Origin of the sequence: Mesorhizobium sp. LSJC280B00 (assembly GCF_000502835.1) — a bacterium.
In the GTDB taxonomy this organism is placed as follows: domain Bacteria; phylum Pseudomonadota; class Alphaproteobacteria; order Rhizobiales; family Rhizobiaceae; genus Mesorhizobium.
In genome coordinates, this window is record NZ_AYVL01000012.1 from 41,359 (window position 1) to 58,730 (window position 17,372).

A 17,372-nucleotide genomic window follows, 5' to 3' on the forward strand; every position below is an offset into this window, starting at 1 on the left:
CTAAAACGGTTTCGCCGCCCAGTGATCGAGGCGGCTGTCGCGAAGCTCGCGCAGCGACTTCAGCCGTTGACTGTCCATGAAACGGGCCATGCCGGAAAGAATGCGCCCCGGCAGCGCGGGCCCGGCATAGATCATGCCGGTATAGAGCTGGACGAGATCGGCGCCGGCACGGATCTTTTCCAGCGCCGTCTCGGCGGAATCGACGCCGCCGACGCCGATGATGGTGGGATCCGGGCCAAGCAGTTTTCGCATCCTTGCCAGCACGATAGTCGAGCGCTCGAACAAGGGTTTCCCCGAAAGCCCGCCGGTCTCGCCGGCAAGGCCGGCGCTGCTCAGGCCGGCTCGCGCGATCGTTGTGTTGGAGACGATGACGCCGTCCATTTGCTTGTCGCTGATCTCGGCGGCGATGTCCTCAAGCTCGGCCTCGACCAGATCCGGCGCGATCTTGAGGAACACGGGCGGTTTTGCCGGTGCTGCCGCACGCGCGGCCATGACCCGCGACAGAAGTTCGCCAAGCTGTTCGCGTGCCTGCATGTTGCGCAGGCCCGGCGTGTTCGGCGAGGAGATGTTGATTGCCAGATAACTGGCATATCGCGCGAACCGGACCACGCCGCGTTCATAGTCACTGACGCGGTCGGTGCTGTCCTTGTTGGCGCCGATGTTGACGCCGACGATGCCGGCACGGCCCATGCGGGCGGCAAGGCGCTTTTCCGCGGCGGCGTGGCCTTCATTGTTGAAGCCCAGCCGGTTGATCACTGCCCCGTCCGAAGGCAGCCGGAAGATGCGCGGCTTCGGATTGCCGGTCTGCGGCAGCGGCGTGATCGTGCCGACCTCGGCGAAGCCGAAGCCGAGGCCGAGCAGCGCGTCCGGCACTTCGGCATTCTTGTCGTAACCCGCGGCCATGCCGAGCGGGTTCGGGAAACCGAGCCCGCAACGGCTGACCTTTAACCTGTTGTCCTGCGGCGGACGACCGGCGACCGGCAGCCCGCATCTCAGCGCGGCAATCGACAGCCCATGCGCGGTTTCCGGATCGAGCGTGAACAGCAGTTTCTGGCCGATCCGGTCGAACGCGCTCATTCGGCCTCCAGCGCCGGGAATTCATGCCGGCCGTCAGCGCCGAGCGGCAATGCCTGCACCGAAACGACCGCATCGAGGCCGAGCCCGCCATAGAGATGCGGGAACAGGGCGCCGCCGCGCGAGACCTCATATTTCAGCGCATCGCCGAGGCGCGCGCTATCGACGGCGACCAGCAGCAACCGGCTTTGGCCGGCGAAATGTTTGGCCGCCGTTTCCCGAACCTGCCCGGCGGTGGAAAAATGGATGAAGCCGTCGGCGACGTCGATCGGCGCGCCGGTGAAGCCGCCTTCTCTTTCAGCCTCGCGCCACAGCGCCTCGGGAACTATCTTGTAGATGATCTCGGACATCGTTGCGCTATAGTCCGAACCGACCACGCGGGGAAGGGCAGGCCCGTGTTCTTCCCCATTTCAGGTTCATCCCCATTTCAGGCGCAAACTGTGATAGATTGCGCTGACTGGCTCATGGAGGAAAACATGCGTCTGAAACACGTCTTGATCCCCGCAGCACTGGTGTCGCTTGTCGCGGCGTCGGCCTTTTCCGAGGAAGCCGATCGCTACCGGTTGGAGAAATCGGCCAATGGCTATGTCCGCATGGATACGCAAACCGGCGCCATGTCGCTCTGCGAGGAACGCTCCGGCCAGCTCGTCTGCAAGACGGCGGCCGACGAACGTGCCGCCCTACAAGATGAGGTCGACCGGCTGCAAAGTTCGGTGAAGGCGCTCGACGAACGCGTCGCCAAGCTCGAAAATTCGCTTGCCGCCCGTTTCGAATCGACTTTGCCCAGCGAGGAGGATTTCAACAAGACGATGGGCTACATGGAGCGCTTCCTGCGCAGCTTCATGGATATCGTCAAGGACATGGACAAGGACGACGACGGCGCCAAGCTCAATTCGCAAAAGACCTAGGCAATTCGCAAAAGACCTGGGGCGGGAATAGCAAGCCGCCCACGCCGGACGGCAGGCGTAGCGTTACAATCGTTCAGATCCTGCAAGGCGGAACATCGCCAACGGGATTCGGGGAGGGATATCACCGTTGGGCTACACATTCGTCATTGCCGATGATCACCCGCTTTTTCGCGGTGCATTGAGGGAGGCACTCGCGGGTATCGGAGATGTTGCCGCCATTCACGAGGCTGGCGATTTCGAAAGCGCCAAGGCGCTTGTCCTGGCCAATGAGGATGTCGATCTGGTGCTGCTCGATCTCTCGATGCCGGGGGCAAGCGGTCTTTCCGGCCTGATTTCGCTGCGCGGCATCCATCCGGCGGTGCCGATGATGGTGGTCTCGGCGCATGACGATCCGGTGACGATCCGGCGCGCGCTCGATCTCGGCGCCTCCGGCTTCATCTCCAAATCGGCCAGCATGGAGGAGATCCGCAATGCGGTGCAGTCGGTGCTCGCAGGCGATATCGCGGCTCCCGTCGGCATCGATCTCGGCGTCGAGCGCGATCCCGAGATTTCCGACCTGATCAAGCGGCTGCAGGCGCTGACCCCGCAGCAGACGCGCGTGCTCGGCATGCTGGCTGAGGGACTGCTCAACAAGCAGATCGCCTATGAGCTCGGGGTCTCCGAAGCGACGATCAAAGCGCATGTCTCGGCCATCCTGCAGAAGCTCGGCGTCGACAGCCGCACGCAGGCGGTCATCCTTTTGTCCAAAATCGGCAGCGACCCGCTGCAGACGGCCGGCTGATTCCTATTCGGCCGCCGGCGCCAGCGGCCTGACCCTGGCCATCATCGAGCGCAGCATCGCCGGTTTCAGTGGTTTGCTGATCACCGGCACGTCGAGCCTGCCGGCGGCGGCGCGAACCTCGCTGGAGCGGTCGGCGGTGACCAGCACGGCCGGCAGGTCCTCGCCATGGATCGCACGCAACTGGGCGATCAATTCGAGGCCGGTCCTGTTGTCGAGATGATAGTCGGCAAGCACGAGGTCCGGCCGATGCATGCCGGACCTGTCGAAATCCTCCGCGCCGGAAAGCGTGTCGACGCTGCAGCCCCAACCCTCGAGCAGCAGCCGCATGCCGTCGAGGATGCGGGCGTCGTTGTCGATGCAGAGCACATGGAGCCCGGCAAGCGAGGCCGCGGCACGGGCAGGCGGCTTCGCCTCGGCCTCGCGCCGCGGTGCCTGCACGGCCACCACCGGCAGCAACACGGAAAAGCGTGTGCCCTTGCCTGGGTTGGAGAAGATCCGGATTTCGAGGCGCAGGACGCGGGCGATGCGGTCGACAATGGAGAGCCCAAGGCCGAGGCCTTCCGCCTCGCGTGCGCCCTCGTCGAGCCGGGTGAATTCGCGGAACACGGTGTTGAGCTCGTCGCCGGCAATGCCGATGCCGGTGTCGATAACCTGGATCTCGGCCAGTTCGCCGCGCCGCCGCGCGCCGACCAGGATGCGGCCACGGCGCGTATACTTGATGGCGTTGGAAACCAGGTTCTGGATCAGCCGGCGCAGCAGATTGCGGTCCGTCATGACGCTGAGCGACGACGGCATGATCGAGAGTTCGAGCTTCTTTTCGGCGGCAAGCGGCCGGAAGTCGTTGCCGATCTGGCGCAGCAGCCCGTCGAGGCCGAAGCTCGTATCGTCCGGCTTCATCGCGCCGGCATCGAGGCGCGAAATGTCGAGCACCGCGCCGAGGATGGTCTCGACCGATTCCAGCGACGATTCGATGTTCATCGCCGCCTTGCCGGCAGGTCCCTTGCCGGTCTTCTCGATCAGCGACGAGCAATAGAGGCGGGCGGCGTTCAGCGGCTGCAGGATGTCGTGGCCGGCGGCAGCGAGGAAGCGGGTCTTGCCGAGATTGGCCTCCTCGGCCAGCATCTGCGCCTGCGCCAGCTCCTCATTGACGCGGGTGAGCTCGGCGGTGCGGCTCTTCACTCGCTGTTCCAGGGATTCGTTCGCGCGCTTCAGCGCCAGATCCTGCTCGACACGTCCGGAAATGTCGGCGTAGGTGGCGACGATGCCGCCGTCCGGCATCGGATTGGAGCGCAATTCCAGGATGCGCCCGCTTGTCTTCAGCTCCATCTGCCATGGGCTGACGAAGCTGGTCAGGCGGTTGAGCATGGTGACGCGCTGGTCTGCCGGTATGTCACCGCGCTCGGCAAGGTGGCGCAGGATACGATCGAGTGAGACGCCGACCTGGCCCATCTCGTCGGGCAGGTCGAACAGCGCCCGGTACTGGCGGTTCCAGCAAATCAACCGGAAATCGCGGTCGAAGACAGTGATGCCCTGTTCCATCTGGTCGAGTGCGATCTGCAGCAGGTCGCGATTGTGCTGCAGCGCCTCGGTGGCGTCATCGAGCAGGCGGAAGGCGTCCTTGGATTCGCGGTCGTTGCGGCGCAGCAGCAGCGACAGGATCAGCCGCGCCGAAGAGGAGCCGACGGCACTGGCCAGAAGCTGCTCGGAGAAGCGGATGACATCCATGCTGGCCTGTTCGTTGCCGAGCAGTGAAGTGCCGCTGCTCTTTTCGAACGACTGAAAGGACCGCTCGGTCCGTTCGACACCGAGATAGCGCGCGATCGTGTCCTTGAGGTCGTTGACGGTAATGGTGGTGCGGAAGCGGCGCAGGCTGGGCAGCGGACCCGCTTCGCGCGGCACGAAGATCGACGCCTGGATGCGTTCCAGCGGCACAGAGGCGCGCGATAGCGAGCCGAACACAAAAAACAGCGTGTTGATCGACAGGCTCCACAGCACGCCATGGTTCAGCGGCTCGGCGACGGTGCCGAAAAGAGCCTGCGGCCGCAATGCATCGAAGCCGAACAGGCCGTGGACGAGGATGCCGGTATCGGGCGCGACGAGCGAGGGAAGCAGCAGCGTATAGCTCCAGACGACGATGCCGGCGACCATGCCAAGCGCCGCACCCCGGCCGTTGGCGCCGCGCCAGACCAGGCCGCCGATCATTGCCGGCGCGAACTGTGCGATCGCGGCGAACGACATCAGGCCGATCGAGGACAGCCGCGCGCTGTTGGTGCTCTCGCGGTAGTAGAGAAAGGCGATGAACAGCATGATGAAGATCGCCGCCCGCCGTACATTGAGGATGAGCGTCGACCAGTCCTCGTTCTCNCTCGGATGTCGTGGTCCGCAGAAGCCGGCGCACGAACAGCGGAATGACCAGGTCGTTGGAGATCATGATCGACAGCGCGACGCTTTCGACGATCACCATTGCGGTCGCCGCCGACAGCCCGCCGATGAAGGCGGCCATGGCCAGCACGTCGTGGCCGCTGAACAGCGGCAGCGACAGCACGTAAAGGTCGCTGCTGGTCCTGGGGCCGACCAGTTCCAGGCCGGCCAATGCGATCGGCAGCACGAACAGGTTGATTGCCACCAGATAGAGCGGAAACACCCATGTCGCGGTGCGCAGCTCGGCCTCGCTGCGGTTTTCGACGATGGTGACGTAGAACTGGCGCGGCAGCATGAGGATGGCAAAGCCGCTCAGGCATGTCAGCACCAGCCAGGTAGCGAGCGAGGTGTTGTAGCCCATCGCCTTGCGCACCTGCGTGTTTTCGGCGAGCTGGTCGAACATATCGCCTGGCCCGCCGAAGATCAGGAACGTGACCATCAGGCCGATCGCCAGGAAGGCGGCGAGCTTGACCACGGTCTCGACCGCCACAGCCAGCACCAGCCCGTCCTGGTGCTCGGTGGCATCGGCATGGCGCGTGCCGAACAGCACCGCAAACAGCGCCAGCAGCATGGCCACGACCAGCGAGATGTCACTGACGAACGGATCGAACGACGGCGGCGAGCCGGTATAGTGCTCGACCATCAGGCTGACCGAGCCGGAGATTGCCTTCAATTGCAGCGCGATATACGGCACGGCGCCGATGGTCGCGATCAGCGTGGCGATCGCCGCGACAGCGAAGCTCTTGCCGTAGCGGGCACCGAGAAAGTCGGCGATCGAGGTGATCTTCTCGGTCTTGGCCAGCCTGACGATGCGCTGCAGCAGCGGAAAGCCGAACACGAACACCAGGACCGGTCCGATATAGATGCCGAGGAACTCCAGGCCGCGCTCGGAGGACAGGCCGACCGAGCCGAAGAAAGTCCAGGAGGTGCAGTAGATCGCGAGGCTGAGCGCATAGATGAACGGCCGGGCGCGGCCGGGCCCGGTTGAAGTCGAGCGGCGGTCGCCCAGGCTGGCGATGACGAACAGCAACGTCACATAGGCGATCGCGATGATGACGATGAACCAGCCTTGCACGGCTCGAACTTCCTCCCTGCGCCGGCTTTTTCATCCGGCCTTCCAGACGCAATCACAGCTTGGCGACCGAGTCCATCGCGGCTTTCGGCGTATTATATCGGCTGCGTCGGGCAATCGTGACCGGCTGAAACCAGCTTTTGCTCCTGTTGCAACCGCAGGTTTTTGCTATTCTGCCTGCCGGTCGATGCCGGAGGAGCGGCAGAACGGCCGGTCAAGACAAGGAGGCGTCGAATGCTGAAAGAGTTTCAGGAATTCATTTCCAGGGGCAATGTGATGGACCTGGCCGTCGCCGTCATCATTGGCGCTGCCTTCGGCAAGATCGTCACCTCGCTGGTCGACGACATCATCATGCCGGTCATCGGGGCGATTTTGGGCGGATTGGACTTCAACAACTACTTTCTGCCCTTGTCCTCGGCCGTTAACGCCACATCGCTGGCTGAGGCAAAGAAACAGGGCGCGGTCTTCGCCTATGGCAGCTTCATCACCGTGGCGCTGAACTTCCTTATCCTCGCCTTCATCATCTTCCTGATGGTCAAAGCGGTGAACAATCTGCGCCAGCGGCTGGAGCGCGAGAAACCGGCCGCCCCGGCCGCTCCGCCGCCGGCCGATGTCGCGCTGCTCACCGAAATTCGCGATCTCCTCGCCAGAAAGTAGCGCCTGCGGTAACTTTCTGGACCAAAACCCCGGTCGCTTGCGGCCGGGGTTTTCTGTTTTCGTCCGCCCTGAAACACGCTAGCAGTCGAGCAAACGAAAGCGGACCATCCATGACCCTGATCGATACTCTGCGCGCCGAAGCGCGGGCGGCGCCTGAAAGCGGCATTGTCGCCGTCATGAATCGCGGCCGCGGCCGCGACGGCATGATCCCGCTCTGGGCCGGCGAGGGCGACCTGCCGACGCCTGCCTTCATCACCGATGCCGCCGCCAAGGCGATGGCTGGCGGCGAAACCTTCTACACCTGGCAGAGGGGCATTCCTGAACTCAGGCAGGCGCTCGCCCGCTACTACACCAGGCATTTCGGCAAGACTTTCGCCAACGAGGAATTCATCGTCACCGGCTCCGGCATGCATGCCATCCAGATGGCCATCGATGCGGTGGCCGGCAAGGGCGACGAACTCGTCTACCTGTCGCCGGCATGGCCGAACTTCGCCGCCGCCGCCGGCATCGCGGGCGCCGTTCCAGTCGCGGTCACGCTCGATCAGTCGGGCAATGGCTGGTCTTGCGATGTCGACAAGATCGCAGCGGCGATCACGCCACGGACCAAGGCGCTGTTCGTCAACACGCCGTCCAACCCGACCGGCTGGACCGCCGACAAGGAGACGCTGCAGGCGATCCTCGATCTCGCCCGCGAAAGGGGCCTGTGGATCATCGCCGACGAGATCTACTCGCTGTTTCATTACGGCCATGGCCGCGCGCCGTCCTTCATCGACATCATGGCCGATGAGGATCGCATCCTGTTCGTCAATTCCTTTTCCAAGAACTGGGCGATGACCGGCTGGCGCATCGGCTGGATCAAGATCCATCCCGCCTTGCAGCAGGTGTTCGAGAACCTGGTCCAGTATTCGACTTCCGGCGTTGCGCAGTTCATGCAGCGCGGCGCCGTCGTCGCCCTCGACGAAGGCGACGCCTTCATCGTCGAGCAGGTGGAGCGGGCGAGGGCGGCGCGCGACCTGGTCTGCGGCATTCTCGCTACCACCGGCAGGGCGCGGTTCACAGTGCCGCAGGGCGCATTCTATTTGTTCTTTGCGGTCGACGGCATCACCGATTCCCGCGCTGCCGCCTTCGACATGGTCGACCGCGCCAATGTCGGCCTGGCGCCCGGCACCGCCTTCGGCCCCGGCGGCGAAGCCTTCCTCAGGCTGTGCTTCCACCGCCGCCTCGACCAGCTCGAGGAAGCGGCAAATAGGCTGGCGAAATGGATGAAGACTGTCTGAGCGACTTCGCTCTGACGACCAAATGGTTCTCGGCGTAGAGTTTTAAACGACCTTCAGCCGCCCGACTTCGGCACCAGCAGCGGAATGACGCGATCGCTTTTGGCGACCGACGGTCGGCCGGCGGACCCGTACGGAATCCCCAACGCGTCCCATGTCTCGACCAGTGCGTCCTGCAGCGACGCGATCAGCGCGTCCGAATGGAACGGTGTCGGCGTGATGCGCAGCCGCTCGGTGCCGCGCGGCACTGTCGGGTAGTTGATCGGCTGGATGTAGATGCCGTGCACACCGAGCAGGCGGTCGGTGGCCATCTTGCAGAGCTCGGGATCGCCGACCAGAAGCGGCACGATGTGGGTAGGCGACTCCATCACCGGCAGGCCGGCCGCGGCCAGCACTTGCTTGGTCCGTGTCGCCTGACGCAGCTGCGCATCGCGCTCGGCCTGCGAGCGCTTGAGATGGCGGATCGAGGTGGTTGCCGCGGCAGCGATCGCCGGCGGCAACGCCGTGGTGAAGATGAAGCCCGGCGCATAGGAGCGCACCGCGTCGATCACCGCAGTGTTGCCGGCGATGTAGCCGCCAAGCGTGCCGAACGCCTTGGCCAGTGTGCCCTCGATGATGTCGATGCGGTCGGCCAGCCCTTCGCGCTCGGTGATGCCGCCGCCGCGCGGCCCGTACATGCCGACGGCGTGGACCTCGTCGATGTAGGTCATGGCGTTGTAACGCTCGGCGAGATCGACGATCTGCTTGATCGGCGCGATGTCGCCGTCCATCGAATAGACGCTCTCGAAGACAATCAGCTTGGCGCGCTCGCGGCCGGCCGTCTGCAGCAGGCTTTCGAGATGCGCGACGTCGTTATGACGGAAGATCTTCTTCTCGGCGCCTGAGCGCCGCACGCCCTCGATCATCGAAGCGTGGTTGAGCTCGTCCGAGATGATCAGGCAATTGGGAAGCAGCTTTGCAATGGTCGAGATCGACGCCTCGTTGGAAACGAAGCCGGAGGTGAAAACCAGTGCGGCTTCCTTGTCGTGCAGGTCGGCCAGCTCCAGTTCGAGCTCGACCAGCGGGTTGCTGGTGCCGGAGATGTTGCGGGTGCCGCCGGCCCCCGACCCCATCTTGCCTGCCGCCTTCTGGAACGCGGCAATGACGTCGGGATGCTGGCCCATGCCGAGATAGTCGTTGGAGCACCAGACGGTGATTTCCTCGGCGCGGCCATTGGCGCGCCAGATGGCGCGCGGGAATTTCCCGACAATACGCTCAAGGTCGGCGAAGACGCGGTAGCGACGCTCCGCATGGAGCTGGTCGATCGCTTCCTCGAAAAACCGCTGATAGTTCATGTCGCCTTCCCAGTTTTGCGCGGGATCATAGTCATTGGCCCATTCGTCGTCCACCTGGCCTTTTTGGTCAAAATGCCACGCCCCGAGCCTGTTCCTAACGACCACGGAACGTGGCCTATTCCCTTGATGTGGATCAATCTTGTTTCACGACAATGCCACGCGCCGATGAGACTGGTTACCGCAGGTTTTAATGGCCTGGCGGCGAGTTTTCCAGTACGGCGACGATTGAGACAGTTCCGATAAATCATGAATAGCGAGGATGCGGATGACGGTTTTGGTGACAGGCGGTGCCGGCTATATCGGTAGCCATATGGTCTGGGAATTGCTGGACACGGGCGACAACGTCGTCGTCCTCGACCGGCTTTCTACCGGCTTTGAATGGGCGGTGGCCCCGGAAGCAAAGCTCGTCGTCGGCGACGTCGCCGACAGGGAACTGGTCGCCTCGATCATTCGCGACAATAAGGTCGACGCGATCATCCATTTCGCCGGCTCGATCGTGGTCCCCGAATCGGTCGCCGACCCGCTTGCCTATTACGAGAACAATACCTGCAAGACGCGCACCTTGATCGAGACTGCGGTGCGCGAAGGCGTGCCCAATTTTATCTTTTCCTCGACCGCCGCCGTCTATGGCGGCGCCGGCCTGGAGCCGGTGCGCGAGGATGCCCGGCCTGCGCCGGAATCGCCCTATGGCCTGTCCAAGCTGATGAGCGAATGGATGCTGCGCGACGCGGCAATTGCCCATGGGTTGCGCTATACGGCGCTGCGCTATTTCAACGTCGCCGGCGCCGATCCGAAGGGCCGCACCGGCCAGTCGACGCCCGGTGCCACGCATCTGATCAAGGTCGCTTGCGAGACGGCGCTCGGCAAGCGCCCCTTCATGCAGGTGTTCGGCACCGACTATCCGACGCCGGACGGTACCTGCATGCGCGACTATATCCACGTCAGCGACCTGGCGGCGGCGCATCGGCTGGCGCTTCAGCGGCTGCGTGCCGGCGGATCGAGCCTGGTCGCCAATTGTGGTTACAGCCACGGCTATTCGGTGCTCGAGGTCATCGACAGCGTCCGCCGCGTCTTCGGCCATGATTTCGAGGTACGGATGGGCGATCGCCGCGCCGGCGACGCCGCCGCGGTCGTCGCCAATTCGGAGCTGGCGCGCGGCGAGCTCGGCTGGACCCCGCAGCGCGACAACCTCGACCGGATCGTTGCCGATGCGCTTGCCTGGGAGCGCATCCTGACCAGCAAGAATTCGGCTCTGGGGTGAAGTGGGCTCTCCGCAAAGGTTGGTTCAGCGCGCTGGGGGCGGAATGAAAATCCTGGTGCTTGGGGCGGGCGTCGTCGGTACGGCGGCGGCCTATTATCTGGCCAGCGACGGCCATGAGGTGACGGTGATCGAGCGCCATCCGGCGGCGGCACGCGGCACCAGCCGGTCGAATGCCGGCCTGGTGTCGCCCGGAGACGCCACCGCCTGGGCCTCGCCAGCCGCGCTGAAGACGTTCCTGCGCGGCCTCTACAACCACGATCTCGGCATCAAGGTGCGGCTGCGCTTCGATCCGTATTTTTTCGCCTGGAGCCTGCGCTTCCTGCGCCAGTGCACGCATAAGCGCATGCGCGCCAACACCGACGTCAAGCTGCGTCTGGCGCTCTATTCGCGCGACTGCATCAACGCCGTCTCGGCCGAAACCGGCATCCACTATGACGAGCGCAAGAAAGGCATTCTCTATTTCTTCCGCTCGCAGCAGAGCTTCGATACCGGCACCGACAATTATCGCTATCTCGGCGAACACGGCCTGCCGATCGAGATCGTCGGCCGCGACCGGCTGGTCGAGCTCGAGCCCGGCCTTGCCGGCGCCAAGGACAAGATAGCCGGCGGCGTCTATTCGCCGATCGACCAGACCGGCGACTCCAGCCAATTCACGCAGCGCCTCGCTGCCTATGCCGCCGAGAAACTCGGCGTCCAATTCCTCTACGGCACCACGGTTGAAGGCCTTGACATCGACGGCGACCGGGTGCGCGCGGTGATGACCTCGGCCGGCCCGGTGGCCGGTGACGCGGTGGTCATTTCCATGGGGCCGGAGAGCGGTCTGCTCGGCCGCCGCTACGGCATCGACCTGCCCGTCTATCCCGTGAAGGGCTATACCGTGACTGTTCCGCTGGAAGATGAAAGCAAGGGGCCGATCATGGGTGGCGCCGACGAGGACCGGCTGATCGGCTATTCCAGGCTGGGAAATCGGCTGCGGATGTCCTCGACGGCGGAGTTCACCGGGTTCGACCGCACGTTCAAGCCACGCGATTTCAACTCGATCCTGAACACCGGCAAGGACCTGTTCCCCGGCGCTTTCGACGAGAGCAAGGCTGAGCTCTGGGCTGGACTTCGCCCGATGATGCCTAACTCCGTGCCGGTCATCGGACGGGCGCGGTACGACAATCTCTACCTCGACACCGGCCACGGCCATCTCGGCTGGACCATGGCCTGCGGTTCGGGAAAATTCCTTGCTGACGTGGTCGCCGGCCGCAAGCCGGAGATCGATCCGCAAGGATTGCTCTACAGGAACTAGGCATCTCCAGACATCAGGGCGCCATGAGCTCGGCGGTCAGGTTCGTTCGTCGACCGCCGAACGCCAGGAGCGCACGTAACTTGTCCAGAGTGGATCGGCCGACGGTTCGGTCCTTTCGCCTCTGCCTTGCGGTGTCCCCTGGTCCGACGCCAGCAAGGCGGCGCCGATGCTGGTGCCTGTCGCAGCCTCGGAGGCAATGACGGCGCGCGCCGCCGCCGCAGCCAGCATGCGGGTGAACAGCCGGTTGCGGGCGAAGGGTCCTTCGACGATGGTGGGACCGTCCGCGCCGATCAGGTCGAGGCAGGTCGCGGTCATCAGCGCCAGGTAGAACGAGATGGCGACAAAGCGCTGGCCGACGCTCATACCGTCCGCGTTAAGCCATGATGCGGTATGATGCGGAAACGGCCCCGAACCCTGTTGGGTCGAGGGCAATAGGGACGTCTTGCGCGCCAGCACCGTGGCAACATCGTCTTCCGTCCAGTTCTCCGATTGGCCCTCGGTCAGCACGGAAAACTCGCGGCCACCCATGAAGCGCGCCGAGGGCACGGGATCGCCGAGCGCGTTGACATTGACCAGCGTATCGCGTGCCGGGTCGAGCGCGATCTTGTTGCCGCCAATCGCCATCGACACCACCCAGGTGCCGGTCGAGACCACGGAGAAAGGCGGTCTGTCGGACAGGAGATGCGGCAGCAGCGAGGCGTTGGAATCGTGCAGGCCGCAAAACACCGGCGTTTGCGGGTCGAGCCCGGTCCGTGTCGCAAGCGCGGGCAGGATCGGCCCGAGGCGGTCCTTCGCCGGCCGCACCGGCGCCATTAGCCGGCGCCATTCCAGCCGGTCGACCAGCGACGAAAAATCCGCTTTCCACGGGTTCCACAGATCGGTGTGGCAGCCGAGCGAAGTCACCTCGCTGGCGGCGACGCCGGTCAGGCGCAAGGCCCAGTATTGCGGATACATCAGGATCGCGGCGGTTCCGGCGAAATCCGCCGGAAAGCGCTTCTGCTGCCAGAACAGCTGTGCGCCGAGATTGAGGCCGGCCGGCAGGCGCGGCGTGCCGGTCTCGGAGAACGCCGGACGGATCGTGTCATAGTCCCCGGCAAGGGCATCCGGCCCGTCGAATTCGTAGTCGAGCACCGGCAGCGCCAGTTCGCCTGATGCGTCGACCAGCACGCCCGTTGCGCCATGGGTGGTGATCGATATCGCATCGATGCGCTGCTCGCGATCGATCTCGGCCAGGCTGCCAAGGATAAACGCCCATAACCGCTCGACGTCATGGTGCGGGTATGGGCCTTGCCGAACCGGCTCGTTCACCATCCTGCGCAGCGCGACTTCGCTTGCTGCGGCAAGATCGACCAGCGCCACCTTGGCGTTGGTCTTGCCGATATCGATGACGGCGACGTGGCGGGTCATTCCATATGGAACATTGTTTCCAGCGGCACCGCCACCGGCTCGTTGTTCGGCTTGGTCTCCATGATGTCCGCCATCTCGGCCCACCAACGCTGCATCACCGGATGCTTCGGCAATTCGTCCATGCCATGGTCGTCACGGCGCCACAGCACGCCGAACAAGGTGTTGGTCTCCTCGTCGAGGTGGATCGAGTAATCAGATACGCCGGCCTGCTTGAGCAGCGCGACCAGCGACGGCCAGATGTCGTCGTGGCGCCTCTTGTATTCGGCCTTCATGCCCGGATTGAGCTTCATCTTGAACGCGTATTTCTCCGGCATCAGGCAAAGCGCTCCCGCCGTACTCGCCGCCACAGGATCGGCAGCGCGATGACGATGATCAGCAGCAGGCCGATGAAGATCGACATAACGATCCCCGGCACGTTGAGCAGGCCGAGGCCGAAGGTCACCAGTCCCATGATGAAGGCGGCCAGCATCACACCCAGAATGCTGCCGGCGCCGCCCAGGATGCTGACGCCGCCGAGCACCACCATGGTGATGACTTCCAGCTCGTAGCCCTGTGCGATGGACGGCCGGGTCGAGCCGAGCCGCGATGTGATCAGCACCGAGGCGATGCCCGCCATCAGGCCGGTCAGGCAAAACAGGATGAATTTGATACGGCCGACGCGTACGCCGGAAAACTGCGCCGCGACCGGGTTGTTACCGATGGCAAAGACCCGGCGGCCGAAGCTCGTCCGGTGCAGAAGGAACCAGTAGACGACTGCCGCGACCAGGAAAAGCGTCAGTTCGAACGACACCACCCACCAGACATAGCCCTGGCCGAAGAAGGCGAAGCTCGCGGGATAGCCCTTGTAGGCCCGGTCGCCCAGGATGATGAAGGCAATGCCGCGAAACAGGCTCATCGTGCCGATGGTGACGACGATCGACGGCAAGCCGAGCCTGGTGACGAGCAGTCCGTTGAAGGCGCCGCAGCCGAGCCCGACGACGAGGCCGATTGCCACCAGTTCAGGCATGCCGGCGCCGGCCTGCACCGCCATTCCCATCATTGTTGACGCCAGCGCGATGATGGCGGCCACCGACAGGTCGATTTCGCCCGAGATGATCAGCAGCGCCATGGCCAGCGCGATCAGCGCCTTTTCCGTAAAGTTGAAGGTCAGGTCCGACAGCGACCACGCGTCGAGGAAGTAGGGCGAGGCAAAGCTGTTGACGGCAAAGATGGCAACCGCCACGACGACCAGCAGCGCCTCCCATGAGAAGATCGCCGACGTCAGCGGCTTGTCGAGCCGATCGGGAATGTGGCGTGGGGCAGGGGTGTCGGTCATGCCGCTTCCGCCTTTTTGAGAATGATGCGGCCTTGCCGGCGTTCGCCGCGCGCGTTGAGCACCACGGCCAGGATGATGGCGCTGCCTGAAATCGCCATCTGCCAGAAGGGCGAGATATTGATGACCGGCAGCGCGTTGGAGATGATGCCGAGGAACAGCGCGCCGAGCACCGCGCCGCCGACCGAACCGATGCCGCCGGCAATCGAAATGCCGCCGATGACGCAGGCGGCGATGATATTGAGCTCATAGCCATTCGCGACCTCGACCGAGGCGATGACGTAGCGCGAGATCCACAGATAGCCACAGAGGCCGCCGATCATCCCCGAGATGCAGAAGACGATGAATTTCGTCCGGCCGACATCGATGCCGGCATAGATCGATGCGGTCGGGTTGACGCCGATGGCATAGATCGAGCGGCCGAGCGCGGTGCGCGTCATCACGAGGAAGAACAGCGCAATAACCAGCAGGGCGATCCACGACAGTACCGGAATACCGAGGAAAGCCGCGCGCTGCAACCCGATGAACTCAGCGCTCATCTGGTCGGCGTTGACCCAGGCGCCGCCTGAAATGACGAACGTGGCGCCGCGGTAGATGGTGAGGGTGCCGAGCGTTACCACGATCGAGGGAATGTTCAGCCGCCATACCAGCAGGCCGTTGATGGCGCCGAGCACCAGGCCGACCAGCAGTGCGATGACGATCAGCAGCGGGATCGGGATCGCCGGATGCGCGGCGTTCAGCATTGCCACCACCATGCCGGTGAAGCAGAGATTTGAAGCCATCGACAGGTCGATCGAGCGGGTCAGGATGACGACCATCTGGCCGAGCGCCAGGATCATCAGGATCGACGTGTCGTTGAACACCTGGCGCAGGTTGGCCGGATCGGCAAAACCTGGAAACCGCGTGGAGATCAGCCCGATCAGCACGACGATTGCCGCCAGCAGCCAGACCTCGCGATATTTGAGAAGAGCCTTCATGCCGCGATCCCCGCTGCCGTCCTGACCAAGGTTTCGGCGTCGAGCCCTTTATTGTCGTAGACCGCGGCAATGCGGCCCTCGCGCATAACGACGACGCGGTCCGACATGCCGAGGATTTCCGGCAATTCGGACGACACCATGATCACCGACAGGCCTTGCGCGACGAGCTCGGCCATGAAGCCGTGCACGGCCGCCTTCGAGCCGATGTCGATGCCCTTGGTCGGCTCGTCCAGGATGATCACCTTGGGCGCGGTCGCCAGCCATTTGGCGATGACGATCTTCTGCTGGTTGCCGCCCGACAGCGTGCCGACGTCCTGGCTGAGCGAGGAGGCGCGCAGATCGAGCCGCTCGGTATAGGAGCGGGCCAGCGCGAACTCTTCGGCCAGCCGCAATATGCCGGATTTGGATGTCCGTTTGAGCGAGGGCAGCGAGACATTCTGGAAGATCGGCAGGCCGATCACCACGCCTTGCTTGCCGCGCTCCTCCGGCACATAGACGATGCCGGCGTAGATCGAATCCGCCGCCGATTTCGGCGCGATTGCCTTACCCTCCAGCGTGATCGTGCCGCCGCTGGTGCGGGTGATGCCTGATATCGCCTGCATCACCTCGCTGCGCCCGGCGCCGACAAGGCCGTAGAAGCCGAGGATTTCGCCCCTGTGCAGCTCGAAGCCTATGTCGTCGAACTCGGTCGGGTGCGACAGGCCGGAGACGGCCAGCACCGGCGCGCCGATCTCGGCCTTGCGCTGCGGAAAGATGTGATCGACCGAGCGGCCGACCATCATGCGCACGATCTGGCTCTGGCCGGCATCCTTGATCAGGCCTTCGCCGACCATCTCGCCGTCGCGGAACACGGTATAGCGGTCGGCGATGCGGTAGATCTCATCGAATTTGTGGCTGATGAACAGGATCGCCTTGCCGTCGCTCTTGAGGAATTCGATCAGCAGGAAAAGCTCTTCGATCTCCTTCATCGAAAGCGCTGCCGTCGGCTCGTCCATGATGACGATCCGCGCGTCGATGGACATGGCGCGGGCAACCGCGACTAGGTGCTTGTTGGCAATGCCGAGATCCTTCAGCCTGGCGTCGGCGTCGATATGGCCGGCGCCCATCGTGTCGAGCACCTCGCGGGCATTCTTGCGCATGGTGCGCCAGTCGATGGTTTTGAAACGCGTGCGCGGCGCATGGCCGAGGAAGATGTTTTCGGCCACCGTCAGGTCGTCGAACAGCACGGTTTCCTGGTGGATGGCGGTGATGCCATGCCCGAACGCGGCGTGGGCGCTGGGCAGTGTGACCGGCTGGCCGTCGATGCTGATCGTGCCAGCATCCGGCTGGTAGATGCCGGTCATGATCTTGACCAGCGTCGACTTGCCGGCACCGTTTTCGCCGATCAGCGCGGTTACCTGGCCGGGATAGAGCGACAGGCCGACATTGTGCAGCGCCCGCACGCCGGGAAAGCTTTTCGAGATGCCGGACAGCGTCAGGCGCGGTCCGGATGACAAAGGCGCTTCATGTGCCACTTCGTGCTGGGCTGTCGTGTCCATAATCGTATCAAGCCCTGTAGCAAGGTTCGTTTGAAAGCGCGGCGGAACGTGAGCCCCGCCGC

At 64.0% G+C, this 17,372-nt stretch carries 14 protein-coding genes and 1 pseudogene; 6 read left to right on the forward strand and 9 right to left on the reverse strand.

Annotated elements, in window-relative coordinates:
* Both X773_RS57085 and X773_RS57090 read right to left on the reverse strand, forming a co-directional pair.
* Window positions 1–1,077 carry a quinone-dependent dihydroorotate dehydrogenase gene (locus tag X773_RS57085; protein WP_023677365.1) on the reverse strand — a complete coding sequence of 359 codons (1,077 nt, stop codon included), beginning with the start codon at window positions 1,075–1,077 and terminating at the stop codon, window positions 1–3.
* Window positions 1,074–1,424 carry a DUF952 domain-containing protein gene (locus X773_RS57090; protein WP_023677366.1) on the reverse strand — a complete coding sequence of 117 codons (351 nt, stop codon included), beginning with the start codon at window positions 1,422–1,424 and terminating at the stop codon, window positions 1,074–1,076. Before X773_RS57090 ends, X773_RS57085 begins: the two co-directional genes overlap by 4 nt.
* A 126-nt stretch (window positions 1,425–1,550) precedes the next feature.
* Between X773_RS57090 and X773_RS57095 the strand changes: the two genes are divergently transcribed.
* Entirely contained in the window at window positions 1,551–1,982 is a 432-nt protein-coding gene (locus X773_RS57095; RefSeq protein WP_023677367.1) for a hypothetical protein, read from the forward strand.
* A gap of 127 nt (window positions 1,983–2,109) precedes the next feature.
* A complete protein-coding gene (locus tag X773_RS57100) occupies window positions 2,110–2,763 on the forward strand; it encodes a response regulator transcription factor (protein WP_023677368.1) in 654 nt (217 codons plus the stop codon).
* A gap of 3 nt (window positions 2,764–2,766) precedes the next feature.
* Here the strand turns inward: X773_RS57100 and X773_RS57105 are convergent.
* Window positions 2,767–6,259 (reverse strand): annotated as a pseudogene (locus X773_RS57105) (PAS domain-containing hybrid sensor histidine kinase/response regulator).
* Between the two features lie 231 nt (window positions 6,260–6,490).
* On the opposite strand from X773_RS57105, the gene mscL reads away from it, so the two are divergent.
* Together mscL and X773_RS57115 are read left to right on the forward strand one after the other, a co-directional pair.
* The gene (mscL, locus tag X773_RS57110; protein WP_023677369.1) at window positions 6,491–6,913 is read left to right on the forward strand and encodes a large conductance mechanosensitive channel protein MscL; all 423 of its coding nucleotides are present in this window, start codon (window positions 6,491–6,493) and stop codon (window positions 6,911–6,913) included.
* Between the two features lie 110 nt (window positions 6,914–7,023).
* Window positions 7,024–8,190: a pyridoxal phosphate-dependent aminotransferase gene (locus X773_RS57115; protein WP_023677370.1), complete on the forward strand. Its 1,167-nt coding sequence runs from the start codon at window positions 7,024–7,026 to the stop codon at window positions 8,188–8,190.
* Window positions 8,191–8,243: 53 nt separating this feature from the next.
* Here the strand turns inward: X773_RS57115 and hemA are convergent, their stop codons facing one another.
* The gene (gene hemA / locus X773_RS57120; RefSeq protein WP_023677371.1) at window positions 8,244–9,521 is read right to left on the reverse strand and encodes a 5-aminolevulinate synthase; all 1,278 of its coding nucleotides are present in this window, start codon (window positions 9,519–9,521) and stop codon (window positions 8,244–8,246) included.
* 265 nt (window positions 9,522–9,786) lie between these two features.
* Here hemA and galE point away from each other — a divergent pair, with 265 nt between their 5' ends.
* Both galE and X773_RS57130 read left to right on the forward strand, forming a co-directional pair.
* On the forward strand, window positions 9,787–10,782 hold the full coding sequence (galE, locus tag X773_RS57125; RefSeq protein WP_023677372.1) for a UDP-glucose 4-epimerase GalE: 996 nt from the start codon (window positions 9,787–9,789) through the stop codon (window positions 10,780–10,782).
* 43 nt (window positions 10,783–10,825) lie between these two features.
* Window positions 10,826–12,076, forward strand: a complete 1,251-nt coding sequence (locus X773_RS57130; protein WP_023677373.1) for a D-amino acid dehydrogenase — start codon at window positions 10,826–10,828, stop codon at window positions 12,074–12,076.
* A 36-nt stretch (window positions 12,077–12,112) separates the two neighbouring features.
* On the opposite strand, the gene X773_RS57135 is transcribed toward X773_RS57130, so the two are convergent.
* The 5 genes from X773_RS57135 to X773_RS57155 are packed head-to-tail and all read right to left on the reverse strand — an operon-like array spanning window position 12,113 to window position 17,310.
* Window positions 12,113–13,483 (reverse strand): FGGY-family carbohydrate kinase, encoded by a 1,371-nt coding sequence (locus X773_RS57135; RefSeq protein WP_023677374.1) that lies wholly within the window; start codon window positions 13,481–13,483, stop codon window positions 12,113–12,115.
* Complete coding sequence (rhaM, locus tag X773_RS57140; RefSeq protein WP_023677375.1) at window positions 13,480–13,797, reverse strand: L-rhamnose mutarotase; 318 nt, start codon at window positions 13,795–13,797, stop codon at window positions 13,480–13,482. Before rhaM ends, X773_RS57135 begins: the two co-directional genes overlap by 4 nt.
* Entirely contained in the window at window positions 13,797–14,798 is a 1,002-nt protein-coding gene (locus X773_RS57145; protein ID WP_023677376.1) for an ABC transporter permease, read from the reverse strand. The genes rhaM and X773_RS57145 overlap by 1 nt, the downstream gene beginning before the upstream one ends.
* Complete coding sequence (locus X773_RS57150; protein WP_023677377.1) at window positions 14,795–15,772, reverse strand: ABC transporter permease; 978 nt, start codon at window positions 15,770–15,772, stop codon at window positions 14,795–14,797. Before X773_RS57150 ends, X773_RS57145 begins: the two co-directional genes overlap by 4 nt.
* A complete protein-coding gene (locus X773_RS57155) occupies window positions 15,769–17,310 on the reverse strand; it encodes a sugar ABC transporter ATP-binding protein (RefSeq protein WP_023677378.1) in 1,542 nt (513 codons plus the stop codon). Before X773_RS57155 ends, X773_RS57150 begins: the two co-directional genes overlap by 4 nt.
* Window positions 17,311–17,372: the final 62 nt, after the last annotated feature.

Bases quoted from the DNA above. Each gene is read 5' to 3' on its own strand.
- X773_RS57085 (WP_023677365.1), bottom strand. From the start codon at position 1,077: ATGAGCGCGTTCGACCGGATCGGCCAGAAACTGCTGTTCACGCTCGAT.
- X773_RS57090 (WP_023677366.1), bottom strand. From the start codon at position 1,424: ATGTCCGAGATCATCTACAAGATAGTTCCCGAGGCGCTGTGGCGCGAG.
- X773_RS57095 (WP_023677367.1), top strand. From the start codon at position 1,551: ATGCGTCTGAAACACGTCTTGATCCCCGCAGCACTGGTGTCGCTTGTC.
- mscL (WP_023677369.1), top strand. From the start codon at position 6,491: ATGCTGAAAGAGTTTCAGGAATTCATTTCCAGGGGCAATGTGATGGAC.
- X773_RS57115 (WP_023677370.1), top strand. From the start codon at position 7,024: ATGACCCTGATCGATACTCTGCGCGCCGAAGCGCGGGCGGCGCCTGAA.
- hemA (WP_023677371.1), bottom strand. From the start codon at position 9,521: ATGAACTATCAGCGGTTTTTCGAGGAAGCGATCGACCAGCTCCATGCG.
- galE (WP_023677372.1), top strand. From the start codon at position 9,787: ATGACGGTTTTGGTGACAGGCGGTGCCGGCTATATCGGTAGCCATATG.
- X773_RS57130 (WP_023677373.1), top strand. From the start codon at position 10,826: ATGAAAATCCTGGTGCTTGGGGCGGGCGTCGTCGGTACGGCGGCGGCC.
- X773_RS57135 (WP_023677374.1), bottom strand. From the start codon at position 13,483: ATGACCCGCCACGTCGCCGTCATCGATATCGGCAAGACCAACGCCAAG.
- rhaM (WP_023677375.1), bottom strand. From the start codon at position 13,797: ATGCCGGAGAAATACGCGTTCAAGATGAAGCTCAATCCGGGCATGAAG.
- X773_RS57145 (WP_023677376.1), bottom strand. From the start codon at position 14,798: ATGACCGACACCCCTGCCCCACGCCACATTCCCGATCGGCTCGACAAG.
- X773_RS57150 (WP_023677377.1), bottom strand. From the start codon at position 15,772: ATGAAGGCTCTTCTCAAATATCGCGAGGTCTGGCTGCTGGCGGCAATC.
- X773_RS57155 (WP_023677378.1), bottom strand. From the start codon at position 17,310: ATGGACACGACAGCCCAGCACGAAGTGGCACATGAAGCGCCTTTGTCA.